The organism is Burkholderia sp. PvR073 (genome assembly GCF_054055695.1).
In genome coordinates this window covers 61,727-88,347 of record NZ_JBSRXO010000002.1, presented here as the reverse complement: position 1 = coordinate 88,347, position 26,621 = coordinate 61,727, and the positions used below count along the sequence as shown (strand labels likewise).

Below are 26,621 nucleotides of genomic sequence, written 5' to 3'. Positions count from 1 at the left end.
CGCCGTGTACCCGGCACGGCCGCTGCGATCGCCTGGTTCGCGCATCCGGAGCGACGCTGCTAGACTGAATCGGAAGATCGACTGCTGCCGCCTGCCGCACCGCAACCTGCGGGGCACGGGCGGCGCAGCGCCCGCCCCATTCCCTGCGCGAGGATCCCCGATGAGCGCCTGCCGAATCGACGCCGTCCGCGACGGCCTGTTTCGCGCCACGACCTACGTCGACACGCTGAACCTGTGCTTCAGCCAGTTCTTCGTACGATCGTCACACGGCGACGTGCTGTGCGTCGAAACGGGCACCCGGTCCAATTTCACGCAGCTGAGCGCGGCGCTCGACACCGTCGGCATCGCGCCGTCGCTGGTCAGCAGCGTGATCGTCCCACACTTCGAGGCCGACGAAATGGGCGCGCTGCCCGATTTCCTCGCGGCCAACCCGGCGCTCGTCGCGTACGGACATCCGATGTGTACATGGGGGCTCGCCGACGTGTTCGGCGTACGCGCGATTCCGCTGAAGGATGGCGAGCCGGTGACACTGTCGGGCACCGGCGTCGTGCCGGTCTTCACGAAGCACGTGCATCAGTGGGACGCGCTCGTCGTGTATCTGCCGGCGTACAAGGCGCTGCTGTCGTCGGACATCCTGATGCGTTTCGGCCGGGAGGACACCGACGATCCCTTGCCCGCGATCCTCGATGCGATCACGCGCTCCGACTACCTGCCGTCGCTCGCACACCTGGCGAGCGCGCTGCGCCGCATCCAGGCGCTCGATCTCGACATCATCCTGCCGATGCACGGCCCGGCGATCACGCACGACATTCCGCGCGTGATCGCCGGTGTCATCGCCCACTGCGAGGCAGCTGCGGCGTCGTAGCGCGCACGCGCTGCGGCGTGCGGCCGGCCGTGGCCGGTCAGACGCCGGTCACGACGAATTCGGCGGCCGCCTTGCTCTGGATCGCGGCCATCACCGCGAGTTCACGTTTGCTGTGCGGCTCGCCGGACACGACGCCCGTCGCATGCCGGGCCTTCGCGCCGAGCGGAAAGAACACGAACGACGCGCCGGCCGGCGCATCGGGCTCGGCCCGCAGGCGTTTGTTCAGGATCTTGAGGTACTTTTTCTTCGAGACTTCCTTCGTTGCCATGGCGCCCTCCACGTGAACGTAATGCTGGTCAGCATACCAGTTTTGACAGGCGATTCCGGAGCCCCGCCGCGCGATCGATCTGCACTAGAATGAATCGGCTTACGCGACTCGCCGCGCCAGGCCGCGGCCGCCATGTCATTAACGGAGCACTTCCATGCATGCCGAATTGTTCGCGCAGCATCATGATTGCCCGGGCTGGGAAGGTGAAATGGCGCGGCGCGTCGCCGCCTTCGACTGGTCGTCGACCGGCCTCGGCCCGCTCGACAGGTGGTCGGCGAGCCTCGTCGCGGCCGTGCGCACCGTGCTCGCGTCGCCGCTGCCGCTGGTGATGCTGTGGGGCCGGCCCGGCTACATGATCTACAACGACGCGTATGCCGGGTTCGCCGGCGGACGCCACCCCTATCTGCTCGGCCAGCCGGTCGAGCTCGGCTGGCCCGAGGTCGCCGAGTTCAACCGCAACGTGATGAACACCTGCCTCGCGGGCGGCACGCTGTCGTATCGCGACAAGGAGCTCGTGCTGCTGCGCAGCGGACGCCCCGAAGACGTGTGGATGGATCTGCATTACAGCCCGCTGCCCGACGACGATGGCGCACCGGGCGGCGTGCTCGCCGTCGTGATCGAGACGACCGAACGCGTGCTCGCCACGCGTCATCGCGAACAGGCGGAAGCGGCGCTGCAGTCATCCAACGATGCGCTGCGCCGCCTGACCGAAACGCTCGAGCAACGCGTGGCCGATGCGATCGCCGAACGCGCGGCGGTCGAGGAGCAGTTGCGCCACTCGCAGAAGATGGAAGCGATCGGCAGCCTGACCGGCGGCATCGCCCACGACTTCAACAACGTGCTGCAGGTGATCAGCGGCAACCTGCAGATTCTGGCCGTCGAACTCGGCGAGCGCGCGAGTGCGCAGCCGCGAATCGAAAGCGCGAACAACGCGGTGCGGCGCGGCGCGCAACTGGCGTCGCACCTGCTGGCCTTCGCGCGCCGCCAGCCGTTGTCGGCGACGGTGCTCAATCCGCACCAGCTGATCGACGGGATGAGCGAGATGCTGCGCCGCGCGCTCGGCGAAACCGTGCGGATCGTCCCCGCGCTGGCGCCCGACGTCGGCAACGTGCTCGCCGACCGGCACCAGCTCGAAAACGCGCTGCTCAATCTTGCGATCAATGCGCGCGATGCGATGGGCGGCGACGGCACGCTGACGATTGCCGCGTACAACGACGCGCACCCCGCGCCGGCCGGCGGCGCACGGCGCTCGCCATTGCCGGCCGGCGAATACGTGACGTTCGAGATCAGCGATACGGGGACCGGCATGACGGCTGACGTGCTCGAGCGCGTGTTCGAACCGTTCTTCACGACCAAGCCGGACGGTGAAGGCACCGGGCTCGGGCTCAGCATGGTGTTCGGTTTCGTCAAGCAAAGCGGCGGCCATACGTCGATCGAAAGCACGCCGGGCCAGGGCACCACCGTGCGGCTCACGTTTCCGCGCTGTCACGATGACTGCACCGAAGAGCCTGCCCGCGCGCCGCAGCACGACGCCGCGCGCGGCCGCGAAACCATCCTGGTCGTCGAGGATGACCCGGAGGTCCGGCTGACCGTGGTCGACATGCTCACGCAGCTCGGCTACAAGGTGCTCACCGCATCCGACGGCGAAGCCGCGCTGCAGATACTCGACTGCGACACGGCGATCGACTTGCTGTTTACCGACGTGATCATGCCGGGCCACATCAAGGGCGGCGAACTCGCGCGCCGCGCCGCGCAGCGCACGCCGCCGTTGCCCGTGCTGTTCACGTCCGGCTACACGCGCGACGAGATCTTCCACTCCGGGCGGCTCGACCCCGGTGTCATGCTGCTCAGCAAGCCGTACCGCCGCGACGAACTCGCGACCCGGATCCGCGACATGCTCGACGCGCACACAAAGGCGGCGTGAGCGGCCGACGTGCGGGCATGCGTGCGCCTGTGCCGGCCACGGAGCCGGTCGTCCAGCCCGCGAATCTTTCCGGCACCACCCCTGCCGCACGGACGACGTCGAATACGCCGCAGCGCTTCACCGGTCATCGGAATTTTTTTGTGCGCGATGTCGATTCGCGCGATCGTCGAGCGTCGTAGTGTCGTAACCGATCGATTTGCCGGCCCCACGGCCGGCCGATAACGGATTCCCCCCTTTCCCGTTCAAGGAGCAACAACAATGCGCGTCATGGTGATCGTCAAGGCAACGGCCTCTTCCGAATCGGGCGCGATGCCCAATACCGAACTGCTGGCCGCGATGGGCCGGTACAACGAGGAACTCGTGAAAGCCGGCGTGATGCTTGCCGGCGAAGGCCTCCATCCGAGTTCGCGCGGCAAGCGCGTGCACTTCTCCGGCAAGGACCGGACCGTCGTCGACGGCCCGTTTGCCGAGACCAAGGAACTGATCGCCGGCTACTGGCTGTGGCAGGTGAATTCGATGGAAGAAGCCGTCGAATGGGTCAAGCGCTGCCCGAATCCGATGCCGACCGAGTCGGACATCGAGATCCGCCAGATTTTCTCGCCCGAGGATTTCGGCGAAGCATTCACGCCGGAGCTTCAGGAACAGGAAGCGCGGCTGCGCGCGGAGATGGACCGCAAGCACGACGCGTGAGCCGGGCCGGGCGCCGGTGCGGTAGGGGTGCGGGTGCGCCAACTGCGGGCACCTGATACCGGCCGAGCGGCCCGCCGCATTGCAGGAGACGCTCGCGCGCTGTTTCCGCTGACGCGACGGGCCGGCCCCCCGCCGCCCGGCCCCCCCACCCACCTGACAACCCGTAGGTTTCGCCGAAATATGGTTGAAAGGCGCGGTTGCTAGAGTCGCCGTACAGGGTTTTCCCGATGCGAGGCACGATGAACCTGATACGCGCGTTGTGGCTAGTGCTGCTGCTCGGCGTCGCGGGCCCGGCCACCGCCTTCCAGGCGCGGGTCGTCGCGATTCCGAGTGCCGCGATGAACGAAACGCTGAAGGCGACCGTCGTGCTGCCCGACGACTACGCACGCCTGCGCCACGGCCCGGAACGCGGCGTCGAACGCTTTCCGGTCGTCTACCTGCTCCACGGCTCCGGCGGCGACCACACCGACTGGACCGCGAACACCCGCATCGCCGCGCTGGCCGATCGCTATCGCGTGATCCTCGTGATGCCCGACGGCGGCCACGAAAGCTGGTACATCGACAGCCCGTTCGACTCGGGCAGCCGCTACGAAACCTTCGTCGGCGACGAAGTCGTGTCCTATGTCGACATGCACTTCCGAACGATCGCGACCAAGGGCGCGCGCGCGATCACCGGGCTCAGCATGGGCGGCTTCGGCGCGCTGCGCATCGCGCTCGACCGGCCCGACACGTTCGGCGCGGTCGGCAGCATCAGCGGCGCGGTCGATCCGCGCTGCTGCGAGGACGAACCCGGCATCGACCACGTATTCGGCGACCCCGGCCGCCACGCGTCGTTCTGGAACCGCAACGCGATCGTCGAAAGCGCGCGCGCGTTCGTCCGCGCGCATCTGGACCTGACGATCGACTGCGGCCGCGACGACGCGTTCGTCAGCTCGAACCGCACGCTGCACGAACGGCTCGTCGCGCTCGGCGTGCCGCACGATTATGCGGAGCGTCCGGGCGGCCATACGTGGGACTACTGGGCGCACGCGATCGGCTACCAGATGCGGTTCTTCGCGACGTCGTTCCAGCACGGCGGCTATGCGTACGATCCGCACACCCGCTTCGCGGGCCATCCGGCGCGCATGATGCAGGCCGGCTGACGCGCGCCGGCGCATCGCTCGGCAAGCCCGATGGTAGGATGCGCAAGCATCGACCACCCGACTTCCTCCATGCCGCGCGACAACTTTGCGGACCTGCTGGCCTTCATCGCCGTCGCGCGCGAGCGCAGCTTCACGCGCGCGGCCGCCGGGCTCGGCGTGTCGCAATCCGCACTCAGCCATACGATCCGCTCGCTCGAGACGCGTCTCGGCGTGCGGCTGCTCACGCGCACGACACGCAGCGTGGCGCCGACCGAAGCCGGCGAGCGCCTGCTGCAGAATCTCGCGCCGCGCTTCGACGAAATCGAGGCCGAACTGTCGGCGCTCGCCGAGCTGCGCGACAAGCCGGCCGGCACCGTGCGCATCAACGCGACCGACTACGTGATCCGCACGCTGCTGTGGCCGAGGCTGTCGCCGATCCTGCGCGACTACCGCGAGCTGAAGGTCGAGTTCGTGACCGACTACGGGCTGTCCGACATCGTCGCGCAACGCTTCGACATCGGCGTGCGGCTCGGCGACCAGGTCGCAAAGGACATGATCGCGGTACGCATCTCGCCCGACCTCAAAATGGCGATCGTCGGCGCGCCCGCGTATTTCGCGGAACGCGAGCCGCCCGCGACGCCGCAGGATCTCGTCGCGCACGACTGCATCAACCTGCGCCTGCCGACGCACGGCGCGCTGTACGCGTGGGAACTCGCGCGCGGCGACGACACGCTGCAGGTGCGCGTCGACGGCCAGGTCACGTTCAACGGCACCTATGAAATGCTCGACGCGGCGCTCGCCGGTTACGGCCTCGCCTACGTGCCGGCCGAACTCGCCGCGCCGCACGTCGCGGCCGGCCGGCTCGTCAGTGTGCTCGACGACTGGTGTCCGACGTTTCCAGGCCATCACCTGTACTACGCGAGCCGGCGGCAATCGTCTCGCGCATTCGCGCTGATCGTCGACGCGCTGCGCCATCCCGGCCATTCATGAACCGGTTCGATAAGTACATGCGCATTCCTGGGGATTATCGATAAGCATGTTGGTGGCTACCATCGTCGATGTCTTCAACGTCCCCCCGGAGCCATCGATGTCCGAACCGACTTCCCCCGCGCGCCAGGCCTTCGGCGCAATCGCACCGGCGCTCGCCGACTACACCGACAACGTGCTGTTCGGCGACGTGTGGCAACGCCCCGGCCTGTCGCCCCGCGATCGCAGCCTGATCACGGTCGCGAGCCTCGTCGCGCTATATCGCGTGAACGAGCTGCCGTTCCATCTGAAGAAAGCGCTCGACAACGGCATCACGCGCGACGAGCTGATCGAAGCGATCACGCACCTCGCGTTCTATTCGGGCTGGCCGACCGCCAGCTCGGCGTTGCCGATCGCGAAGCGCGTGTTCGACGAAGCGGGCGTGCCGGCGTGACGCGCGCACTGATTCAACCAACCTGAACCAACGCGGGCGCTCGCCCGCATGGAGCCTCTTGCATGGATTACCGCTATCTCGGGCGCAGCGCGCTGAAGGTGTCGCCGCTGTGTCTCGGCGCGATGATGTTCGGCGGCGAAACCGATGAAGCGACGTCGGCGCGCATCATCGACAAGGCGTTCGACCAGGGCGTCAACTTCATCGACACGGCCGACGTCTATCACGCCGGACGCTCGGAAGAAATCGTCGGCCGTGCGATCGCACGGCATCGCGACAGCTGGGTCGTCGCGACGAAGTTCGGCTATCCGGCCGGACCGGATGCCGGGCCGAACCGTCAGGGCCAGTCGCGCAAATGGATCTACGAATCGGTCGACGCGAGCCTGAAGCGGCTCGGCACCGATTACATCGACATCCTGTATTTCCATCGCACGCTGACCGATGCGCCGCTCGAGGAAGGGATGCGCGCGGTGGCCGACCTGATCCGGCAAGGCAAGGTGCGCTACGTCGGGCTGTCGAACTTCAAGGGCTGGCGCATCGCCGAAATCGTGCGCGTCGCCGACCAGCTCGGCATCGATCGTCCGGTGGCGAGCGAACCGCTGTACAACCTGGTCGATCGCACGGCCGAAGTCGAACAGTTGCCGGCGGCCGCGCATTACGGCATCGGCGTCGTTCCGTACAGCCCGCTCGCGCGCGGCGTGCTGACCGGCAAATACGCGCCGGACACGCAACCGCCCGCCGATTCGCGTGCGGGCCGCGGCGACCGGCGCATCCAGCAGACGGAATGGCGGCCCGAGTCGCTGCACATCGCGCAGCAGGTGGCCGCGCATGCGGCGGCGCGCGGCACGACGTCCGTCGCGTTCGCGCTCGCGTGGGTAATGAAGAACCGGATCGTCAGCTCGACGATCGCCGGGCCGCGCACCGAGGCGCACTGGGACAGCTACATCGATGCGCTGACGCTCGAGCTCGGCCCCGACGACGAACGCTTCGTCGATTCGCTGGTGCCGCCGGGACATGCGTCGACGCACGGTTATACGGATCCCGGCTATCCGGTCGAAGGGCGAAAGGTGTGAGGTTCGTCTGCCGACGCGGTGACGCGTCGGCACGCCGGGCGTAGCGCGACGCGGCAAAAAAAACGAAAACGAAAAACGGAAAACGACGGCGGCGGAAGCGAAAGGCGAAAGCAGAAGCCGCGGCTTCAGTTGCCGTGCGCCGCGTCGGCGTTCACCACGCGATCGAAGAATTCCTGCGCACGCGCCAGCTCGTCCAGCGCACGATCGAGACGCGACATCGCGCGTGCATATTCGCCGGACGAGATGTCGTCGTCGCTTTCGCCGCGCACGGCGCGAAACGCCTGATCGACGTTGCGCGTCGCTTCGACGAAGCGTTGTGCAGCCCGTGCTTCCCGCGAACAGATGTGGGTCGACATCGACACTTCTCCCTCAGGGTTGCTGTGTGAAGCAAGCCGACGCTCAGTGTGCGAGTTGCGCATGTCGGCGGCGTGAACGACGGCAGGCAGCCTGCGACGCACACCCGCCGTGCGGCGTGCTTCCCTGGCGATTGTCGCGCGACGCTCGCCGATCCGCTACGGCGAGATTGCAACAAATTCTTGCGCGCGCCGAGATGGCGGCCACACCGGCACGTGTCGTTGCGCGTGCATCAGTTTTCCTGCCCGCATCACGCGCCGCCCATGAGCGGCGCGAACGTCACGCGCGCCCGATGCGCGGATGCGCGAGACCGCCGAACGCGGCCGCTTCACCGGACGACAGATCGAACAGATCACCAGTGAGCTCGCGCGGATGCTCGACCGCCGGCCGGCTGCGCAGCCGCGTGGCATGCGTGGGCGCGACATAGGCGGCCGCCGTTTCGATCGGCGGCACGTCGAACAGGTCGCGCGTGACGCCGCGCACGGCATCCGTCGGCGACCGGCCGCGCAAGCGCGCGACCAGTTCGACGAAGCGATCGAAATCGCCGGCTCGCGTCGCCTTGTTCACGTCGGCGAGATCGCGCGCCTTCAGCACGCACGGCTGCGCGAGCCGCACGAAATACGGTGCTTCGAGTTCGACCGACAGCGCGAGCGGATAGCTCTTGCCGGTTTGCTCCTTCGCACGCCCGATGCAGTCGACCACGGCCGCGCCCTGCGCGACGCCGAGCGGCTTGCCGGTGCTCACGCTGCGCAGGTGGTCGGGGAACACGCGCAATTGCGTGCCGACCGTCAGCGCGGTGGACGATACGCAGACGAGCGCGTAGTGCTGTTCGCGGCGGCGACCCGACGGCAGCGTCGAGCGGCTCGCGATGAACGTGTGCGGCGGCAGCGGCCGCACCTGGCCGCTCGCGTCGACCCATGCATTCCACAGCAGCGCGTCCTCGCGCCTGCGCTCGCCCGAACGCGGGCGCGACGCGACCGGCGAAAACAGCGCGAGCAGCGAGCCCGTGCGATGCGCGGCGACTTGCGCGCTGCTGCCGAGCGGCTGGTTGATGCCCCACAGAAAACGCCCGCCCCCGAGCCGGCGCTCCCATTCCTTGCGGAGCACGACGGTCGGCAGTTCCTCGCCGGACTCGGTACCGATCTTCGTCCAGCAGAACGTGGGAGGGAGATGTTTCAGTGTCATCGACTTTCTCGGGATACAGCCTCGCTGGTGACAGCAAGCCCATTCAACAACCGTAACTGTATAGGTATAATGCATCGCATGGAAGCCCCGGACCACGATTTTCCTGTACAAGACCTGTTACGCCGTCTGATGGCGGACACGCGCTCGTCCAGCGAAATCGCGCGACTTTCCGGGGTCAGCCAGCCGACCGTCTCGCGCCTGCGGCTGTCGAACGGACATCGGCTGCGGCGCAGTGCGCCATTCAACAAGCTATGCAGTTTCTACGGCGTCGATACCGGCCCGGCGCGCCGCCGTTACAACGATCTGCTGCGCGACGCGATCGTCGACGCCTGGGACGGCTCCGACGAGCACGGGCGCGCGTTGTTGGTCGTGATTCAGGGATTGAAGGATCTGCAGGCGAAAGCCGACGACAGGTGACGGCGCGCATGCGTTCATGACGGCATGACTGCGTGACTGGAAGGAAGGCTGACAGCACGTAACGAGCGGGCGATGGCGAATACGATTCGTCATCGCCCGTTTTGCATCGAGCGATGCGACACGGAACAACCGCACGCACGTCGCCGAACATGCGCCTCGCCATCGCACCACACGCCCCGCGTCGGCAACGCGTCGAAACTTTATTTACCCACGGTTAAAAAAGTTTGACACGACGATTTCACTGAGATAAGTTTTGCGCAAGCTTCCGGAAAGCAAACGCGAACCGGCAAGCCATCACGATGCGCGGCGCGGCCGAAACCGCCGATCCGTTTCATTCCGTCGCCGCACGCGCGTCGCGTCGTGTTTCCGCAGCGCAGCACCGCAGCTCGCAACATCCCCGTTTCATCGAATGATGTCGTTCCGTTTCAGCTGGAAGGACGCGCGGCATGTACCGTGCATTTGATTCGTAGTCCTGCGTTATGCGCATGCGTGGCGCTGCCGCTCTTCCGATGGTGCAGTTTCCTCTTCGTTGCAGGCAGTAATCGGCCCGGCCCGCAGGGGGTGTATCGCGGACTGGTCGTCCACACACAATCACAAGAACGAGGTCGGCAATGCAATTTCATTTCAGAGGATCGCGTCGCGCATGGCTCCCCGCGCTCGTCGCAGCGGCGACGCTCGCCGCGTGCGGCGGTGACGACGGCGGCAGCGTGGCGGGCGTGTCCGCACTCGCGCAGGGTCAAGGTCAGGATCAACAGGGCGACAGCGCCGCATCGGCGGACAACGCATCCGGGCGCGTGTCGCCTTCCGGCGTCCCGTATGCGAATCCGGCCAGCGGCGGACGCTACCGGCCGGTGATCAGCAACGGGCAGGTACAGCCGTCGCTGTCCGGCGGCACGATCGAGGAGAACGCGTGGGTCGACACGCCGGTCGATTCCGACGGCGACGGTACGCGCGACCGCATTCACGTGCGCATCGTGCGTCCGTCCGAAACCGCCAACGGCGCGCGCACGCCGGTGATCGTGCTCGCGAGCCCGTACTACGCCGGGCTCGCCGACAGCCCCAACCACGACGTCGACGTCGAACTCGACGGCACGCCGCATCCCGCCGCGGCGGCAGCCGCCCCCGGCGGCGCGTCCGCGCGGATCATGGCCGCCGCGCCGCAAGTCCGGATGCTGCAGCAGCTCGAAGCGGCCGCGGCCGGCCGTTCATGGATCGAAGGCTATTTCGTGCAGCGCGGCTTCACGATCGTCTATGCGGATTCGCTCGGCACCGCCGGTTCCGACGGCTGCCCCACCATCCTCACGCGCGACGAATCCGTCGCGATGGCGTCGGTGATCCGCTGGCTCGGCCGCGATGCGACCGCGAAGGATGTGAACGGCAAGCCGGTCGTTGCGAACTGGTCGACAGGCCACGTCGGCATGTACGGCGTGTCGTACGACGGCACGCTGCCGAAGATGGTCGCGAGCCTGCGCACGCGCGGGCTCGATGCGATCGTGCCGGTCGCCGGGCTGTCGAACATGTACGGCTACTACCGCTCGGGCGGCCTCGTGCGCGCGCCGGAGGGCTATCAGGGCGAGGACGTCGACGTCTATATCAAGGCGCTGCTGACGAATGCGCATCCGGAGCGCTGCACGCACCTGATCGACGAGGCGCTGCAGCAGGAAGACCGCAAGACCGGCAACTACTCGCCGTTCTGGGCCGCGCGCGACATCCCGACCGCGCACGCGGTCGCACCGGCACTCGTCGCGCAAGGGCTGACCGACGACAACGTGCGTACCGACCAGTCGACGTCGTGGTATCTCGCGATGCGGCGTCAGGGCGTGCCGACGCAGCTCTGGCTGCATCGGCTGAAGCATACCGACCCGACCCGCGTGCCGGCGATGGCCGAAGCGTGGACCGCGGAGGTGAACCGCTGGTTCACGCGCTACCTGATCGGCGTCGACAACGGTGTCGACCGCGATCCGCGCGCGGTGGTCGAGCAGGCCGACGGCACGCTGCTGAAAGAAGCGGACTGGGCCGCGCGGCACGCCACGCCGGTCGCGTATTTCGCGGGCGGCGACGGCACCGGCACCGGCACGCTGCTGCGGATGCCGAGCGGCGGCCCGCTCACGCGCTTCACCGACGATGCGTCGATCCCCGCGCTCACGCTGGCGAACGCCACGACCGGCGAGCATCGCGGCCGCTTCGAGACGGCGCCGTTCACGGCCGCGACGCGCGTGTCCGGCACCGCGACCGCCCGCGTGCGGCTGACCTTCACCGGCGTCGCGAACGTGACGGCGTTGCTGGTCGACCGCGCGCCGGACGGCACGGCGACGATCGTCACGCGGGCATGGACCGATCCGCGCAATCGCTTGTCGGACTGGTTCTCGGAGCCCGTGCTGCCGGGGATGCCGTATGACCTGAAGCTGACGTTCATGCCGCGCGACTACAAGCTCGAAGCGGGTCACAAGCTCGGCCTCGTCGTGCTGTCGAGCGACAACGAGGCGACGCTGCGGCCGACCCCGGGCACGGGTCTGGCGCTCGATCCGGCAGGTACGTCGGTCACGGTGCCGCTGGTGTCGTCCTGACGCTGGAATGTGGCCGCGCACCCCGTGCTTCGCTTGCGCGTTGCCCGGCGGTGCGCGGTTCATTGGTTCAGCCGAGCAACGCGTTGTTGCTCCGCCGCCGCGACGGCGTGCCGTTCCAGACCGGCGAACATGATTCCTGTTTTCGTACTGAACCCGCGCGGTGAGGTCGAGATGCCGGCCGCGCACGAGCGGCTGCGCGACGAACATGCTGCCGTGGTGGTCGAGATCCGCAAACTCGCGCCCGAGCCGGTAGTGCATGTCCGAATACGCGACGCCGATGCGCGTCGACAGCAGATTCACATGGCCGCTTGCCGCCGTTCTGCACAGCTCCGATCGACTGCGGCCTGACCGGAGCACGGCACGCTCACAACGGTGTCAGCACCGCCTGCCCGGCAAAATGTCGCGCGGCATTGTCGAGAAACTGCTGGACCGACCGGTCGAGCGCCTCGGGCGACCAGCCGCCCATATGCGGCGTCAGCACGATGTTGTCGAGATCGGTCAACGCGCGCGGCGGCTCCGGCTCACCTTCGTACACGTCGAGCCCCGCGCCCGCGATGCGTTTTTCGCGCAGCGCGTCCGCCAGAGCAGCGGTATCGACAACGCTGCCACGCGACACGTTGACGAGAAAGCCGCCCGGGCCGAGCGCGTCGAGCACCGCGCGATCGACCAGGTGCCGGGTGCCCGCGCCGCCCGGCGTCGCGACGATCAGGAAATCGGCCCACTGCGCGAGCGCGTCGAGCCGGTCGAAATAGCGGTATGGCGCAGCGTCCTTCGGCGAACGGCTGTGATAGCCGACCTCGATGTCGAAGCCGGCCGCACGGCGCGCGCACTTCTCGCCGATCTTGCCGAGCCCGACGATGCCAAGCTTCTTGCCCGATACGTTCGGCGGCATCGGCAGCCCGTCACGCCACACGCCCGCGCGCGTTTTCGCATCGAGCCTCACGACATCGCGCACCGCCGCGAGCAACAGCGCGAACGCGTGGTCGGCGACGCAATCGTCGTTGGTGCCGGCGCCCGTGACGACCGTGATGCCGCGCGCCTTCGCATGCGCGACGTCGATATGCTCGTAACCCGCACCGAGCGCGCTGACGAACGTGAGCTGCGGAAGCCGGTCGATCTCGGCAGCGGCGAGACCCGTGCTGCCGTTGGTCAGCACCGCGCGAATCGTGCCGCCGTATTCGGCGATCGCGCGTTCGCGTTCTTCGGCGGTCGGGGCATAGCGCACGTCGAACGACGCGGCGATCTCGCGATGCGCATCGCCGCGCAATGCGATGAGGACCAGCAGTTCTGGCTTCATGTCAGCAAGTGTCCGCAGGCGGGAACGGATTTCAGTGTAACAAGCCCGCATGACGGATGCGGGTAATCCCCACACGGGCTGTGGGCACGCCGCCGCACGCGGTTTGCCAAAGCCGGCTCAGTCAAGTAACTTTCGGCGTACGCCCCCGTCCTGGAGATTGGCCTCGATGAAACTCGCCCTGCCCGCCCGGATCCTGGGCCTCACGCTCGCCGCCGCCGTCGTCGCGCCCGCTGCACATGCCGACACGCCCGTCGTGGTGTCGTCGAAGATCGATACCGAAGGCAACCTGCTCGGCAACGTCATCGCGCAGGTGCTGAAGGCCCACGGCATTCCCGTCACCGAAAAGATCGCACTCGGCACGACGCCGATCGTGCGCAAGGCGCTGACGAGCGGCGAGATCGACATCTACCCCGAATACACGGGCAACGCCGCGTTCTTCTTCAACAAGGCCGACGATCCCGCGTGGAAGAACGCAAGCCAGGGTTACGACACCGCGAAGAAGCTCGACTACGCGGCCAACCATCTCGTCTGGCTCACACCGGCGCCCGCGAACAATACGTGGGGCGTCGCCGTGCTCGCGCCCGTCGCGCAATCGCAGCACCTGAAGACCTTCTCCGATTTCGGCAAATGGATCGCGGGCGGCGGCAAGGTGAAGCTTGCTGCATCGGCCGAATTCGTGAACAGCGCATCCGCGCTGCCGTCGTTCGAGAAAGCATACGGCTTCAAGCTGAAACCCGACCAGCTCGTCGTGCTGTCCGGCGGCGATACTGCCGCGACGATCAAGGCAGCCGCGAACCAGACCGACGGCGTGAACGCTGCAATGGTGTACGGCACCGACGGCGGCATCGCATCGAGCGGCCTCGCCGTGCTCGACGACGACAAGCACGTGCAGCCCGTCTATGCGCCGACGCCGGTGATTCGCGAAGCCGTGCTGAAGGCGCATCCGCAGATCGCCGACTACCTGAAGCCCGTGTTCGCGAGCCTCGACCTGAAGACGCTGCAGACGCTGAACGCGCGCATCCAGATCAATGGCGAACCGGCGGCCGGCGTGGCCAAGAGCTACTTGAAGTCGAAGGGCTTCGTCAAGTGACGGGTCGCGCCGTGGCGTCCGCGCGGCGCATCACGCTCGACAAGGTCGGCATCCTGATCGGTATCCTGACGATCGTCGCGGTGGTCGGCATGCCGTTCATGGTACTGCGGCCGAACCGCATCGCGGCCGGCACGGGGCTGTCGGTATTCGCCGCACTGCCGGCCGCGCAAGGTGCCGCGCTCGCCGCGCTGTGGATCGTCGGCGCGCTGTGGGCGATGACGGCGAGCCGTCCCGCCTGGCGGCTCGCGGCCGGCTGCACGTGGCTCGCGACGCTCGCTTATGCGGTCGGCGCGGCCGCGGCGCACGTCGTCGCGCCCGACGACATGCTCGCGCGCGTGTCGCCCGCGGCAGGTGTCTGGCTGCTGCTGTTCGCGTGGGCCGTGCTCGTCGCGGACGCGCTCGCGCGGCTCGCTTTCGGCCCGTGGCGGCGCCTCGTCGCGCTCGCCGTCGCGATCGCGGCGATATCGGTGCCGCTCGCGAGCGGCTGGTGGGACGGCCTTTCCGTGATGCGCGAATACGCGGTGCGCAACGACGACTTCTGGCGCGAGGCCATCCGGCACGTCTCGCTCGCGGGCGGCTCGGTCGCGGCCGCGCTCGTCGCCGGCCTGCCGCTCGGCATCGCGTGCGCGCGGATCGCGCCGGTACGCACCGTCGTGATGCCGGTGCTCAATATCGTGCAGACGGTCCCGAGCATCGCGATGTACGGGCTGATGATGGCGCCGCTCGGCCTGCTCGCCGCGCACGTGCCGCTCGCGGCCGCGCTCGGCATCCGCGGGATCGGCGTCGCGCCGGCGGTGCTCGCGCTGTTTCTCTACTCGCTGCTGCCGATCGCGTCGAGCGTCGTGGTCGGACTCGAGCAGGTGCCGCCGCATGTGACCGAAGCGGCACGCGCGATGGGCATGACGCGCGCGCAGCGGCTGCTGGGCGTCGACCTCGTGCTCGCGCTGCCCGTGATCCTGAGCGGCGTGCGCATCGTGCTCGTGCAGAACATCGGCCTGACCGCGGTCGCCGCGCTGATCGGCGGCGGCGGATTCGGCACCTTCATCTTCCAGGGGATCGGGCAATCGGCCGCCGATCTCGTGCTGCTCGGCGCGATCCCGACGATTGCACTCGCGCTGGCAGCCGCCGTCGTGTTCGAAGCCGCGACCACGCTCGCGAAGGGACGTACTGCATGATCGAGATCGAACGCATCGGCAAACGCTTCGGCGACGTCGCCGCCGTCGACGACGTGTCGCTGACGATGAAGCAAGGCACGATCACCGCGCTCGTCGGCGCATCGGGCAGCGGCAAGTCGACGCTGCTGCGGATGATCAACCGGCTGATCGCGCCGACCAGCGGCACGATCCGCATCGACGGCGTCGACACCGCGGGCGTTCCGCCCGAGCAACTGCGGCGGCGCATCGGCTACGTGATCCAGGGGCACGGCCTGTTCCCGCACTGGAGCGTCGCGCGCAATATCGCGACCGTGCCGCGCCTGCTCGGCTGGCCGGCCGCGCGCATCGACGCACGCGTGCGCGAACTGCTCGAACTGTTTCACCTCGCGCCGTCCGAATTCGCGGACAAGCTGCCGCACGAACTGTCGGGCGGCCAGCAGCAGCGTGTCGGCGTCGCGCGCGCGCTCGCGGCCGAGCCGGCGATGCTGCTGATGGACGAGCCGTTCGGCGCGCTCGATCCGATCATCCGCAACAAGGCGCAGGACGACCTGTACGCGCTGCAGCGCCGCCTCGGCATCACGGTCGTGATCGTCACGCACGATATCGAGGAAGCGCTGAAGCTCGGCGACACGATCGCGGTGATGGACGGTGGCCGGCTGCTGCAGGTCGCGTCGCCGGCCGAGATTCTCGGCAAGCCGGCGGCAGGCGTGGTCGAACGGCTCGTCGCAGGCGTCGACCGGCCGCTGCGCCTGCTCGCGCTGACGCCGATCGATGCGGTGGCCGAATCCGGTCACGCCGACGGCGAACCGATCGCCGCGACGCGCACGCTGCGCGACGCGGTGTCCGAGCTGCTGTGGCGCGGCGTCGACGCATTGCCGGTCGACGACGGCAACGGGCACGATGCGCGTCGCATCACGCTCGGCGCGATCCGCGCGCACGCGAGGAAGCCCGCATGACGACGCGGCCCGCGCGTTCACCCGTGCCGCGGCGGCTGCCCGCGTACGTCGCGCGCGCGGCCGCGCTCGTGCTGTTGCTCGTGCTGCTGTTGCGCCCCGCGTGGCTGCAGGGCGTGTTCGCGCCGTTCGCGGACAACGGCGCGCCGGTCATCTACGATCGTGCGAGCCTGCTCGACCTGACGCTCGCGCACCTCGGCACCGTCGCGCTGTCGAGCCTGATCGGCATGCTGGTCGCGATCGCGGCCGGCATCGCGGTCACGCGGCCCGCCGGCGCGGATTTCCTGCCGGTCGCGCGCAGCGTCGTCGACATCGGCCAGACCTTTCCGCCGGTCGCCGTGCTCGCGCTCGCGGTGCCGGCCGTCGGCTTCGGGTTGAAACCCGTGCTGATCGCGCTCGTTCTGTACGGGCTCCTGCCGATTTTCGAGAGCACGATCGCGGGGCTCGAGGACGTGCCGCGCGACGTCGTCGACGCCGCGCGCGGGATGGGAATGAGCGGCTGGCAACAACTGGTGTCGGTCGAGCTGCCGCTCGCGTTTCCGGTGATCGTGAACGGCATCCGACTCGCGGTCGTGATCAATCTCGGTACCGCGACGATCGGGTCGACGGTTGCCGCGCGCGGGCTCGGCGATGTCATCATCGCGGGCCTGCAGACCTCGAACACGGCGTTCGTGCTGCAGGGCGGCGTGATCGTCGGGCTGCTCGCCGTGCTGGTCAGCGATGCGATAGGCGCGCTGGCACGGGTGGCGAGTGCGCGGCGGCCGTAACACGCACCTGGCGTCGCGGCTTTACCTGCGAGAAAGACGGCGCGACAAAAAATCGGGCCGTGCTTGATCCGGACTCCGATGCGTGTTCGTGCAACGATCCCGGTTGCGCACGGCGCGCGTCGATACAAGCCTACATCGTGCTTTCATTCGAGCCCATGCTCGAACGCACAAGACGATTGGCCGATATACTATGCGCCTCCCATTTCCCCGCACTCGACCATGCGACGACGGTTTTTCTGGCTGATCGTGCTTTCGCTCGGCATTGCGCAACAGGCTTCGGCGCAGCAAGCGCCCGCGCTGCCTGCCTCCGCGCCCGAAGCGGCCGCATCCGCGCCCACCGAGGCCTCCGGCCCGCTCGCGAACGATCAGCCGAACGAAGCAAACCGCCGTATCACGTCGTACCTGACGAAGAAGTTCGGTCTCGCGAAGGAGCGCGCCGCGAGGCTCGCCGATATCGTGAGCGTAACTGCGACGAAATATTCGCTGCCTCCCGCACTCGTTTACGCGATTATCTCGATCGAATCGCGCTTCCAGGAAAAGGCGCGCGGCCAGCATGGCGCGACCGGGCTGATGCAGGTCGTGCCGGCCGCCCACCGCGGCATGCTGCGCAACGTGAAGGACCTGACCGAGCCGAATGCGAACGTCGAGGCCGGCTCCAAGATCCTGTCGGGCTATGTGCGGGCAGCCGGCGGCAATGTGCAGGCCGGGCTCAAGAGCTACGGCGGATCGAATGCGTATGCGGCGAAGGTGATGCAGCGGGTCGACGCGTTCCGCTTCGTGCTCGAACCTGAAGACGATGCGAAAGCCGACAAAAACCCGACAGCCCCGAACGATACGAAGGGCCGCATGGTGCCGGTCAGCGAGACGTCGAACCCGGCGTCGGCCCGCAACCGCCAATAAGCGCACCGCGCCCCTTCGCCCGACGGGCCTGCCATGCGCCACGCCATCCGCTTCCTTGCCATCGCCGCGCTGGCGATCGGCCCCGCCTGCGCCTTCGCCGCTGTCGATTGCGAGCATCAAGGCCCGACAATGGACAACGTGCGGGCCTGCGTGGTCGACCGCAACCAGCAGGAAGTCGACAGCGCGTACCGGTCGCTCGAGCACATGCTCAAACAGCGCAACCCCGACGCCGCCGGCGAACTCGCGAAGTCACAGGCCAGCTGGACCCGCTTCGCCGGCGACACCTGCAACTATGTGAAAGCCGCCAATCCGCAGCAGATGATCCCGAACGACGCGTGGATGAACTGCTGGGTCGACTTCAGCCAGGCACGCGTGCGCATCCTGAAGAAATGGGAAGCGCTGGAGAACCCGCCGCAACCGGCGCAGAAGTGATCGACGGTCGGACGCCCGTGCATGCCGCCCGTCATGCCTGCGCTAAATGCGCGCGCAGAAACTCGATGAAATGCTGCGTCTTCGCGGGCAGCAGGCGTGTTTCCGTCATCGCATAGACGGGAATCGGCTCACCTTCCCATTCGGGCATCACGCGACGCAACCGCCCGGCGGCCACGTCGTCCGCGAGAATCTCTTCCGACAGCACGATGATTCCCGCGTCGAGCGTGGCCAGGCGCCGCAGCATGCCGACGCTGTTCACCGCAAAACGGCTGCTCACCGCCACCGCAACGGAGCGCGTGCCGTCATGCAATGTCCATGACCCGCTCTTCTGGAGGCCGAGGCACGCGTGCCGCGCGAGATCTTCCGGTTCGCGCGGCTCGCCGGCGCGCGCCAGATAGCCGGGCGACGCATACAGGTAGTTCCGGAGCGTGGCGAGCCGCCGCGCGACCAGTTGCGAATCCTCGGACGGCCCGATACGGATCGCCACGTCGAACGGTTCACTCACCAGATCGACGCGCCGGGATGTCAGTTCGAAATCGAAGGTCAGCTTCGGGTAGCGGTTCGCGAATTCGACGATCAGCGGCGCGAGATGCGTCACCGCGAAATCGACCGGAAACGACGCGCGCAGCACGCCCACCGGCTCGGCCAGCAGCCCGCCGAGTTGCTCGTGCGCGAGCCGCGCCTCATCGACGATGCGCTTGCAGCGCTCGAAGTACAGCTGCCCGGCCTCCGTGAGCTCGATCCGGCGCGTCGTGCGATGCAGCAACCGCAGGCCGATCGCCTTTTCCAGCGCACCGATGCGCCGCGACAGCGTCGAATTCGGCATGCCCAGCGTCTGGGCGGCACTGCGAAAGCCGCGCGCCTTCACGACCTCCACGAACAGCGCCATGTCGTTCAGCAGTTCCATGCCGACTGCTCCATCAATGGATCAATGTTCTCCAGAATACCCGGTTTATCTCGAAAAAGAAGCAATGGATGATGCAGGGGTGGAGGCGAGGCCGGCGCGACGCGCGCGGCTGCTGCCCGATGCGGCATCGCCCGATGGCGCATCCCGAACTTCGATGAGGAAAACCCGATGAAACAACTGTTCGTTCCGGCCGGTGTCGACGAAGACACGCCGCAACTGTTCGCCCCGGTCCGCGTTGGCCGGTACACGCTCGCCAACCGCCTCGTGATGGCACCGATGACGCGCAGCCGCGCCGCGTTCGACGGCACGCCCGGCGCATGGGCCGCCGAGTACTACGCGCAACGCGCGGGCGTCGGGCTGATCGTCACCGAGGGCACGCAGCCGTCGGACGACGGCCAAGGCTACCTGACGACGCCGGGCATCTATACCGACGCGCACGTCGCCGGCTGGAAAACGATCAGCGACGACGTGCACGCGCGCGGCGGCCGGCTGTTCATCCAGTTGATGCATGTGGGCCGCATGTCGCACCCCGACAACACGCCGCATCACCGGCAGGGCGTCGCGCCGTCGGCGATCGCGCCGGGCGTGCCGATGTTCACCGCGACGGGCATGCAGGAGATTCCGGCGCCGCGCGCGCTGACGACGGCCGAGGTGCGCGACACCGTGAACGACTTCCGCTTCGCCGCACGACGCGCGATCGAGGCCGGCGCCGACGGCGTCGAGATCCACGGTGCGAACGGGTATCTGGTCCAGCAGTTCTTTGCGCCGAACGCCAATACGCGCACCGACGAATACGGCGGGTCGATCGAGAATCGCGCACGTTTCGCGATCGAAGTCGCTGCGGCAATCGCCGACGAGATCGGCGCGGATCGCACGGCGATCCGCCTGTCGCCCGGCACCACGCTGTGGGGAATCGACGAAGGCCCTGAAGGTGTCGACCTGTATCGCTACCTCGCGACGCAGCTCGACGCGCTCGGCCTCGCGTACCTGCACGTCATGCATCAAGGCGACGAATCGCTGCTCGCGGAGCTGCGTGCGCGCTGGCGCGGCACGCTGATCCTGAACCGCCCGGGCCGCACGCGCGACGCGATCGGTGTCGATGTGGCATCGGGGCTCGCCGATCTCGAGGCGTACGGCCAGATGGTGCTCGCCAATCCGGATTTCGTGACGCGGGTGAAGACCGGCGCGCCGCTGAACGACGCGCAGCGCGAGACGTACTTCGGCGGCGATGCGCGCGGGTATGTCGACTATCCGGCGTTGAGCGGCGCGGCCGCGGCGTAACGAAGTCGTTTTTGCGCGACCGCCGCGACACGCAGGATCGGTGTCGCGGCGATTGCAGGCGAACCGCGCGAGATCAGAGCAGTTCCACGTTGACCTTGTCCTGATGACCGGCGATCGACAGGCGCACCTGATCGTCCCAGACGGCAGACCAATTATTCCGATATTTCAGGAACAATGGTGAAGGCAGCGGCTCATCGCCCTTTGTTCCGATATTTCAGGAATTAAAACAAGCGCGGCGACGCTTGCGCGCCGCCGCCCGAGTCGACCGGATCGCCCGCAACCCGGCACCACCCACTCACAACTGCCCCGCCGCCCCCGTCCACCGCAGGTAATCCCCACGCGTCCAGTCGAGCGACACGCCGACGCGCTTCGTGCCCGGCCGGATCTTCGGCTTGTACATCGACAGCGTCAGCGACTCCAGCGCGGGCCATTCGCGAAACGACAGCACAGCGAGATCGGCGACGAGTGTTTCGAGCAGCCGCGTATGCGGCTTGTGCGACAGGAACGACGCAACACGCGCGCAGTAGCCGTCGTAGTCGATCCACTCGCCCTGCTCGCTCGGCTCGCAGCGATACCCGAGCCGCGCGTCGATCACGATCGGTTGCGGCGCCTCGTGCTCGTGCGCGTGGATGCCGATTCGCGCGGGCACCTTCAGTTCGTCGACGAACACGCTCCAGCCACGCCCGCGCAGGCGCGGCGCATCGATCGCCACGAACGGTTCGTCGAACGGCTTCATGATGCGAGCGGCGCCGCGGCGTCGAGCATGATGCGCACGAAATAGTCGGCGAAGCTGCGACGCAGGACGATCTCGAACGTATCGTCGCCGGTCGGGATCAGCGTGATCGGCGACTTGAAGTAGTGCGACTGCGCGCACTGGCCCGGCTTGAGCACGCGCGGATGCAGATCGAGCGGGCAGCCGCGCGCGATCACGTCGCGCACGCGTTCGCCGCTGACCTCGACGACCGTGTAGCCGCTGCCGACGTCGACGGCCGCCGCATGCGAACCCTGCACGGCCTCCGCGAGCTGCGCCTCCAGCACGCCCGCCTGGACGGGCCCGTTCGAGCGCACGAGCCACTCGTCGGGACCGAGCCACAGCACGTCGTACTCCGCGGCGCGCGCCACCGTGTTCGGCGCCGACGGCGGCCGGCAGCCGACCACGCGCTCGAACGCGCTGACGAATGCCGGGTCGCTCAGCTCGCCGCGCACGTTCACGAGATCGAGGAACGGCCGCTCGCGCAGCGTGAACTTCTTCGATGCGCGCGCCTGGTGCGGCTTCAGCACATCGGCCGAGCCGACGAGCGGCGATTCAAGCGTCACGCCCGCGCCTGCCACCGGCGTCTGGTTTCTCGTTTCATTCCACATGCTGGCGCACCCCTTCGGTATCGTAGAAAACCGGGCTCGAGATCTTCGCGGTGACGCGCTTGCCGTTGGCCAGCGGAATCACGACGCTCTCGCCCATCTTGTTCAGGCCGCCCTTCACCACCGCCAGCGCAATCGAGCGCTTCAGGATCGGGCTGTAATAACTGGACGTCACGTGGCCGATCATCGGCGTCGGATCGACCGCCGACACCTGCGTGTCCTTCGCGATGATCTGCGCGCCTTCCGGCAGCACGAACTGTTCGTCCTCGGTCAGCAGGCCGACGAACTGCTTGCGGCCTTCCTTCGACGTATCCGAGCGCGTCAGCGAACGCTTGCCGAGGAAGTCCTTCGACTTCGCGACGAGCCCGCCCATCCCGAGGTCGTACGGCGTGACCGAGCCGTCGGTATCCTGGCCGACGATGATGTAGCCCTTCTCCGCGCGCAGCACGTGCATCGTCTCGGTGCCGTACGGCGTGATGTCGAACTCGGCACCGGCCGCCATCAGCGCTTCCCACACCGCGCGGCCTGCATTGGCCGGCACGTTCACTTCATACGCGAGTTCGCCGGAGAAGCTGATCCGCATCACGCGCGCCTTCGCGCCCGCGACGGTGCCGTTCCGGTAGCTCATGAACGGGAACGCCTCGTTGCCGAAGTCGATGTCCTGGCACACCTTCTGCACGACCTTGCGGCTCTTCGGGCCGACCACCGCGAACGTCGCCCAGTGATCGGTGACGGACGCGAGCCGCACCTTCATGTCGGGCCATTCGGTCTGCAGCCAGCGCTCGAGCCACGTGAGCACGCGCGCCGCGCCGCCGGTGGTCGTCGTCATCATGAAATGCTGGTCGGCGAGGCGCACCGTCACGCCGTCGTCGAACACCATCCCGTTTTCGTCGAGCATCAGCCCGTAGCGGCACTTGCCGATTTCGAGCTTGTTCCACGGGTTCGTGTACATCCAGTTCAGCAGCTTCACCGCGTCCGGACCCTGGATGTCGATCTTGCCGAGCGTCGAAGCGTCGAGGATGCCGACACTGTTGCGCACCGCGAGGCATTCGCGCTTCACGGCCGCATGCAAATCCTCGCCGTTCTTCGGGAAATACCACGGCCGCTTCCAGTTGCCGACGTCCTCGAACAGCGCGCCGTGCTCGACGTGCCATTCATGCACGGCCGTCTTGCGGATCGGGTCGAGGAAATCGCCGGTCTCGCGGCCCGCGAACGTACCGAACGACACGGGCGTGTAGTTCGGGCGGAACGTCGTCGTGCCCGTTTCGGGAATCGTCTTGCCGAGCGCCTGCGCAAGGATCGCCATCCCGTTGATGTTGCCGAGCTTGCCCTGGTCGGTGCCGAAGCCCATCGCGGTGTAGCGCTTCACGTGCTCGACCGACTCGAAGCCTTCGCGTGCGGCCAGCAGGATGTCGGCGGCCGCCACGTCGTTCTGGAAGTCGACGAACTGCTTCGGCCCGCGTGCGGCGTCCTCGCGGCTGCCGACGAGCCACAACGGCTGCAGCGCGCCTTCGACGGTTTCGGCGACCTGCGGCGCGACCACGCGCTGCGGGGCCGCGAAGCCCGCGGCCTTCGCCGCTTCGACGCCCGCGTCGAGTGCGAGCCGCAGCGCACGTGCGAGACCGAACTCGCCCGCGGCCGCACCGACGCTCGTCTCGGCCTGCACGGGCTTGCCCGGCAGGAAGCACGCCTTCTCGTCGTTCCAGCACGCCTTGCCGCCGGACTGCGCGAACAGGTGCAGCACCGGGCTGAAGCCGCCCGACATCGCGACGAGGTCGCACGGCAGCGACTGCAGCTTGCTGCCGGTCTGGCCGTTCGTGTAGGACGCGACGTCGACCGACGATACGCGCCACTTGCCCGAAGCGGCCGTCACCACGGCACCGCTCATTACCGTCACGCCCTGCCGCTTCGCGGCGGCAGGCAGCGCGCCGTTCGACGACGCACGCGAATCGACGACCGTCACCTTCGCACCGCACGCCTTCAGGTCGAGCGCGGCCTGGTACGCACGGTCGTTGTTCGTGAACACGACCACGTTGCGGCCCGGCATCACGCCGTAGCGATGCACGTAGGTGGACACCGCGCCGGCGAGCATCACGCCCGGCAGATCGTTGTTGCCGAACACGATCGGACGCTCGTGCGCGCCGGTCGCGAGGATCACGCGCTTCGCGCGGACCTTCCACAGCAACTCGCGGGTGCCCTTGCGCATCGACACCGGCTGGTGATCGGTCAGGCGCTGCGTGATCGTGACGAGGTTGTGGTCCTGGTAACCGAACGCGGTGCTGCGCGACAGGATCGTCACGTCGGGCAGCTTGCGCAGTTCGGCCTCGATCTTCTCGACCCACTGCTGCGCCGGCTTCGCGTCGATTTCCGCGCGGCACGACAGCAGGCTGCCGCCGAGCTCGCGCTGGTCGTCGACGAGGATCACGCGCGCGCCGGCCGTCGCGGCCGCATGCGCGGCGGCGAGGCCCGACGGGCCACCGCCGACCACGAGCACGTCGCAGTGCGCGTAGCATTTGTCGTAGCGATCGGCGTCGAGCACCTCGGGCGCCTTGCCGAGGCCGGCGGCCTCGCGGATCTTCTCTTCGTACTTCGGCCACATGTTGCGCGGCCACATGAAGGTCTTGTAGTAGAACCCGGCCGGCATGAAGCGCGAGAACTTCTGGTTGATCGCGTACTTGTCGTTCTCGAGCGACGGCTCGGCGTTCACGCTCGTCGCGACGAGGCCCTGGTACAGCTCGATTTCGGTCGCGCGCGCGTTCGGCACCGTGTACGGGCCGGACTCGAGCTGCACGACGGCATTCGGTTCCGCGACGTCCGCCGTCACGATCCCGCGCGGACGGTGGTACTTGAAGCTGCGCGCGACGAAGTGCACGCCGTTCGCGAGCAGCGCGGACGCGAGCGTGTCGCCCTGGAAGCCCTGATACGTGCGGCCGTTGAACGTGAACGTCAGCGGAATCGCGCGATTGATGCGGCCCCCGGTGCCGAGGCGGTCTTTCTGGCTCATTTGCTCGTGCCCTCTTCGTGTGCGTTGCCGGCAGCCGCGCCACTGATGGCAGCCCCGCCGAACTTTTCGTAGCCCTTGATATCGTAGGTCACCGTGTCGCGCGTGACCTTGAACCAGCGGCGGCAGCCCTGCGTGTGCAGCCACTGCTCGCGGTGCAGCCCGCGCTTGTTCTCGCGCATGAACACGTATTCGCCCCATTCGCGGTCGGTCATGTTCTCGTTCGCAACCGGGCGCACGATGTCGGCTTCACCGCCGCACGTGAACTCGGATTCGGCGCGCGGCCCGCACCACGGACATTCGATCAGCAACATGTTTCTTTCTCCTTCAGTGCGGGGATTAGTGCGCGACGGCGGCAGCGCCGTGCTCGTCGATCAGGTGACCCGTGTAGAAGCGGTCGAGTGCAAACGGTGCATTCAGCGGATGCGGTTCGTCGCGGGCGATCGTGTGCGCGAACACCCAGCCCGAGCCCGGCGTCGCCTTGAAGCCGCCGGTACCCCAGCCGCAGTTGAAATACAGGCCCTTCACGTCGGTCTTGGTGATGATCGGGCACGCGTCCGGCGACACGTCGACGATGCCGCCCCACTGGCGGTTCATCCGCACGCGCGAGAACACCGGGAACATCTCGACGATCGCCTGCAGCGTGCTTTCGATGATGTGGAAGCTGCCGCGCTGGCCGAAGCCCGTGTACTGGTCGATACCCGCGCCGATCACGAGGTCGCCCTTGTCGGACTGGCTGATGTACGCGTGCACCGCGTTCGACATGATCACCGAGTTGACCACCGGCTTGATCGGTTCGGACACCAGCGCCTGCAGCGGGTGGCTTTCGATCGGCAGGCGCACGCCGGCCATGTCGGCGAGCGTCGTCGTGTTGCCGGCCGCCACCACCGCGACTTTCTTCGCCTTGATGAAGCCCTTCACCGTATCGACGCCGACCACCGCGCCGCCTTCGCGGCGAATGCCCGTCACCTGGCAGTTCTGGATGATGTCGACACCGGCGCGGTCCGCGCCGCGCGCGAAGCCCCAGGCCACCGCGTCGTGGCGCGCGACGCCCGCACGGCGCTGGATCGATGCGCCGAGCACCGGGTAGCGGCTGTTCAGGTTGATCGTCGGCTCGATTTCCTTGATCTGCGCGGGCGTCAGGAATTCGGCGTCGACGCCGTTCAGCCGGTTCGCATTCACGCGGCGCTCGGTGTCACGTACGTCCTGCAGCGTGTGCGCGAGGTTCATCACGCCGCGCTGGCTGAACATCACGTTGTAGTTCAGGTCCTGCGACAGCCCTTCCCACAGCTTCATCGCCTTCTCGTACAGCGCGGCCGATTCGTCCCACAGGTAGTTCGAGCGCACGATCGTCGTGTTGCGCGCGGTGTTGCCGCCGCCGATCCAGCCCTTCTCGAGGATCGCGACGTTCGTGATGCCGTGCTCCTTCGCGAGGTAGTAGGCGGTCGCGAGGCCGTGGCCGCCGCCGCCGACGATCACGACGTCGTATTCCTTCTTCGGTTCCGGGCTCTTCCACTGCTTTTCCCAGTTCTCGTGATACGAGAGGCCGTTGCGGAACAGGCTGAATATCGAGTAGCGGCTCATGTTAGTGATCCTTCG

Annotated in this window: 27 protein-coding genes; 17 read left to right on the top strand and 10 right to left on the bottom strand. The window is 67.6% G+C overall.

The features are described from left to right. The first annotated feature begins 160 nt into the window (after positions 1-160). A complete protein-coding gene (locus ACVK00_RS07550) occupies positions 161-865 on the top strand; it encodes an oxygen-binding di-iron domain-containing protein (RefSeq protein ID WP_284895660.1) in 705 nt (234 codons plus the stop codon). A gap of 37 nt (positions 866-902) precedes the next feature. On the opposite strand, the gene ACVK00_RS07545 is transcribed toward ACVK00_RS07550, so the two are convergent. Further along, positions 903-1,133: a hypothetical protein gene (locus ACVK00_RS07545; protein ID WP_284895662.1), complete on the bottom strand. Its 231-nt coding sequence runs from the start codon at positions 1,131-1,133 to the stop codon at positions 903-905. A 154-nt stretch (positions 1,134-1,287) separates the two neighbouring features. Between ACVK00_RS07545 and ACVK00_RS07540 the strand changes: the two genes are divergently transcribed. The 6 genes from ACVK00_RS07540 to ACVK00_RS07515 all read left to right on the top strand — a co-directional run bounded on the left by ACVK00_RS07540 (position 1,288) and on the right by ACVK00_RS07515 (position 7,358). Continuing rightward, complete coding sequence (locus ACVK00_RS07540) at positions 1,288-3,057, top strand: ATP-binding protein (protein WP_284895665.1); 1,770 nt, start codon at positions 1,288-1,290, stop codon at positions 3,055-3,057. Positions 3,058-3,315: 258 nt separating this feature from the next. Beyond that, a complete protein-coding gene (locus tag ACVK00_RS07535) occupies positions 3,316-3,747 on the top strand; it encodes a YciI family protein (RefSeq protein WP_284895667.1) in 432 nt (143 codons plus the stop codon). Positions 3,748-3,974: 227 nt separating this feature from the next. Beyond that, on the top strand, positions 3,975-4,889 hold the full coding sequence (locus ACVK00_RS07530; protein WP_435521269.1) for an alpha/beta hydrolase-fold protein: 915 nt from the start codon (positions 3,975-3,977) through the stop codon (positions 4,887-4,889). Positions 4,890-4,958: 69 nt separating this feature from the next. Continuing rightward, entirely contained in the window at positions 4,959-5,858 is a 900-nt protein-coding gene (locus tag ACVK00_RS07525) for a LysR family transcriptional regulator (protein ID WP_228908326.1), read from the top strand. Positions 5,859-5,955: 97 nt separating this feature from the next. Next, positions 5,956-6,288 carry a carboxymuconolactone decarboxylase family protein gene (locus tag ACVK00_RS07520; RefSeq protein WP_284895671.1) on the top strand — a complete coding sequence of 111 codons (333 nt, stop codon included), beginning with the start codon at positions 5,956-5,958 and terminating at the stop codon, positions 6,286-6,288. Positions 6,289-6,350: 62 nt separating this feature from the next. Further along, positions 6,351-7,358 (top strand): aldo/keto reductase, encoded by a 1,008-nt coding sequence (locus ACVK00_RS07515; RefSeq protein ID WP_284895673.1) that lies wholly within the window; start codon positions 6,351-6,353, stop codon positions 7,356-7,358. A gap of 125 nt (positions 7,359-7,483) precedes the next feature. Here the strand turns inward: ACVK00_RS07515 and ACVK00_RS07510 are convergent, their stop codons facing one another. Beyond that, a complete protein-coding gene (locus tag ACVK00_RS07510) occupies positions 7,484-7,714 on the bottom strand; it encodes a hypothetical protein (RefSeq protein ID WP_006749871.1) in 231 nt (76 codons plus the stop codon). Positions 7,715-7,991: 277 nt separating this feature from the next. Beyond that, positions 7,992-8,897, bottom strand: coding sequence for a hypothetical protein (locus ACVK00_RS07505; RefSeq protein WP_166722550.1), 906 nt, complete (start codon positions 8,895-8,897; stop codon positions 7,992-7,994). 78 nt (positions 8,898-8,975) lie between these two features. Between ACVK00_RS07505 and ACVK00_RS07500 the strand changes: the two genes are divergently transcribed. From ACVK00_RS07500 to ACVK00_RS07490, 3 genes are all read left to right on the top strand, one after another. Beyond that, complete coding sequence (locus ACVK00_RS07500; RefSeq protein WP_034176340.1) at positions 8,976-9,314, top strand: helix-turn-helix domain-containing protein; 339 nt, start codon at positions 8,976-8,978, stop codon at positions 9,312-9,314. Between the two features lie 611 nt (positions 9,315-9,925). Further along, positions 9,926-11,881, top strand: coding sequence for a Xaa-Pro dipeptidyl-peptidase (locus ACVK00_RS07495; protein ID WP_284895677.1), 1,956 nt, complete (start codon positions 9,926-9,928; stop codon positions 11,879-11,881). Positions 11,882-12,010: 129 nt separating this feature from the next. Next, on the top strand, positions 12,011-12,229 hold the full coding sequence (locus ACVK00_RS07490) for a hypothetical protein (RefSeq protein WP_284895679.1): 219 nt from the start codon (positions 12,011-12,013) through the stop codon (positions 12,227-12,229). A 16-nt stretch (positions 12,230-12,245) separates the two neighbouring features. Here ACVK00_RS07490 and ACVK00_RS07485 read toward each other — a convergent pair whose 3' ends face one another. Then, positions 12,246-13,178 carry a 2-hydroxyacid dehydrogenase gene (locus tag ACVK00_RS07485; protein WP_284895681.1) on the bottom strand — a complete coding sequence of 311 codons (933 nt, stop codon included), beginning with the start codon at positions 13,176-13,178 and terminating at the stop codon, positions 12,246-12,248. Positions 13,179-13,344: 166 nt separating this feature from the next. Here ACVK00_RS07485 and osmF point away from each other — a divergent pair, with 166 nt between their 5' ends. The 6 genes from osmF to ACVK00_RS07455 all read left to right on the top strand — a co-directional run bounded on the left by osmF (position 13,345) and on the right by ACVK00_RS07455 (position 18,474). Continuing rightward, positions 13,345-14,268 (top strand): glycine betaine ABC transporter substrate-binding protein OsmF, encoded by a 924-nt coding sequence (gene osmF, locus ACVK00_RS07480; protein ID WP_284895683.1) that lies wholly within the window; start codon positions 13,345-13,347, stop codon positions 14,266-14,268. After that, positions 14,265-15,443, top strand: coding sequence for an ABC transporter permease (locus tag ACVK00_RS07475; RefSeq protein ID WP_284895685.1), 1,179 nt, complete (start codon positions 14,265-14,267; stop codon positions 15,441-15,443). The genes osmF and ACVK00_RS07475 overlap by 4 nt, the downstream gene beginning before the upstream one ends. After that, on the top strand, positions 15,440-16,378 hold the full coding sequence (locus ACVK00_RS07470) for an ABC transporter ATP-binding protein (protein ID WP_284895686.1): 939 nt from the start codon (positions 15,440-15,442) through the stop codon (positions 16,376-16,378). The genes ACVK00_RS07475 and ACVK00_RS07470 overlap by 4 nt, the downstream gene beginning before the upstream one ends. Then, the gene (locus ACVK00_RS07465) at positions 16,375-17,142 is read left to right on the top strand and encodes an ABC transporter permease (protein WP_284895688.1); all 768 of its coding nucleotides are present in this window, start codon (positions 16,375-16,377) and stop codon (positions 17,140-17,142) included. The genes ACVK00_RS07470 and ACVK00_RS07465 overlap by 4 nt, the downstream gene beginning before the upstream one ends. A gap of 219 nt (positions 17,143-17,361) precedes the next feature. Next, positions 17,362-18,042, top strand: coding sequence for a lytic transglycosylase domain-containing protein (locus ACVK00_RS07460; RefSeq protein ID WP_284895690.1), 681 nt, complete (start codon positions 17,362-17,364; stop codon positions 18,040-18,042). 33 nt (positions 18,043-18,075) lie between these two features. Next, positions 18,076-18,474 carry a lysozyme inhibitor LprI family protein gene (locus ACVK00_RS07455; RefSeq protein WP_284895692.1) on the top strand — a complete coding sequence of 133 codons (399 nt, stop codon included), beginning with the start codon at positions 18,076-18,078 and terminating at the stop codon, positions 18,472-18,474. Positions 18,475-18,505: 31 nt separating this feature from the next. Here ACVK00_RS07455 and ACVK00_RS07450 read toward each other — a convergent pair whose 3' ends face one another. Then, positions 18,506-19,381, bottom strand: a complete 876-nt coding sequence (locus ACVK00_RS07450; protein WP_284895694.1) for a LysR family transcriptional regulator — start codon at positions 19,379-19,381, stop codon at positions 18,506-18,508. Positions 19,382-19,549: 168 nt separating this feature from the next. Between ACVK00_RS07450 and ACVK00_RS07445 the strand changes: the two genes are divergently transcribed. Beyond that, complete coding sequence (locus ACVK00_RS07445) at positions 19,550-20,662, top strand: alkene reductase (RefSeq protein WP_284895696.1); 1,113 nt, start codon at positions 19,550-19,552, stop codon at positions 20,660-20,662. Between the two features lie 295 nt (positions 20,663-20,957). Here ACVK00_RS07445 and ACVK00_RS07440 read toward each other — a convergent pair whose 3' ends face one another. The 5 genes from ACVK00_RS07440 to ACVK00_RS07420 are packed head-to-tail and all read right to left on the bottom strand — an operon-like array spanning position 20,958 to position 26,606. Next, positions 20,958-21,398 (bottom strand): dihydroneopterin aldolase, encoded by a 441-nt coding sequence (locus ACVK00_RS07440; protein WP_006749884.1) that lies wholly within the window; start codon positions 21,396-21,398, stop codon positions 20,958-20,960. Continuing rightward, on the bottom strand, positions 21,395-22,024 hold the full coding sequence (locus tag ACVK00_RS07435; protein WP_228908340.1) for a sarcosine oxidase subunit gamma: 630 nt from the start codon (positions 22,022-22,024) through the stop codon (positions 21,395-21,397). The genes ACVK00_RS07440 and ACVK00_RS07435 overlap by 4 nt, the downstream gene beginning before the upstream one ends. Continuing rightward, entirely contained in the window at positions 22,014-25,025 is a 3,012-nt protein-coding gene (locus tag ACVK00_RS07430) for a sarcosine oxidase subunit alpha family protein (protein WP_284895706.1), read from the bottom strand. The genes ACVK00_RS07435 and ACVK00_RS07430 overlap by 11 nt, the downstream gene beginning before the upstream one ends. Further along, positions 25,022-25,336 carry a sarcosine oxidase subunit delta gene (locus ACVK00_RS07425; RefSeq protein ID WP_175702921.1) on the bottom strand — a complete coding sequence of 105 codons (315 nt, stop codon included), beginning with the start codon at positions 25,334-25,336 and terminating at the stop codon, positions 25,022-25,024. Before ACVK00_RS07425 ends, ACVK00_RS07430 begins: the two co-directional genes overlap by 4 nt. Positions 25,337-25,361: 25 nt before the next feature. Beyond that, positions 25,362-26,606 carry a sarcosine oxidase subunit beta family protein gene (locus tag ACVK00_RS07420; RefSeq protein ID WP_006480591.1) on the bottom strand — a complete coding sequence of 415 codons (1,245 nt, stop codon included), beginning with the start codon at positions 26,604-26,606 and terminating at the stop codon, positions 25,362-25,364. Positions 26,607-26,621 lie beyond the last annotated feature (15 nt).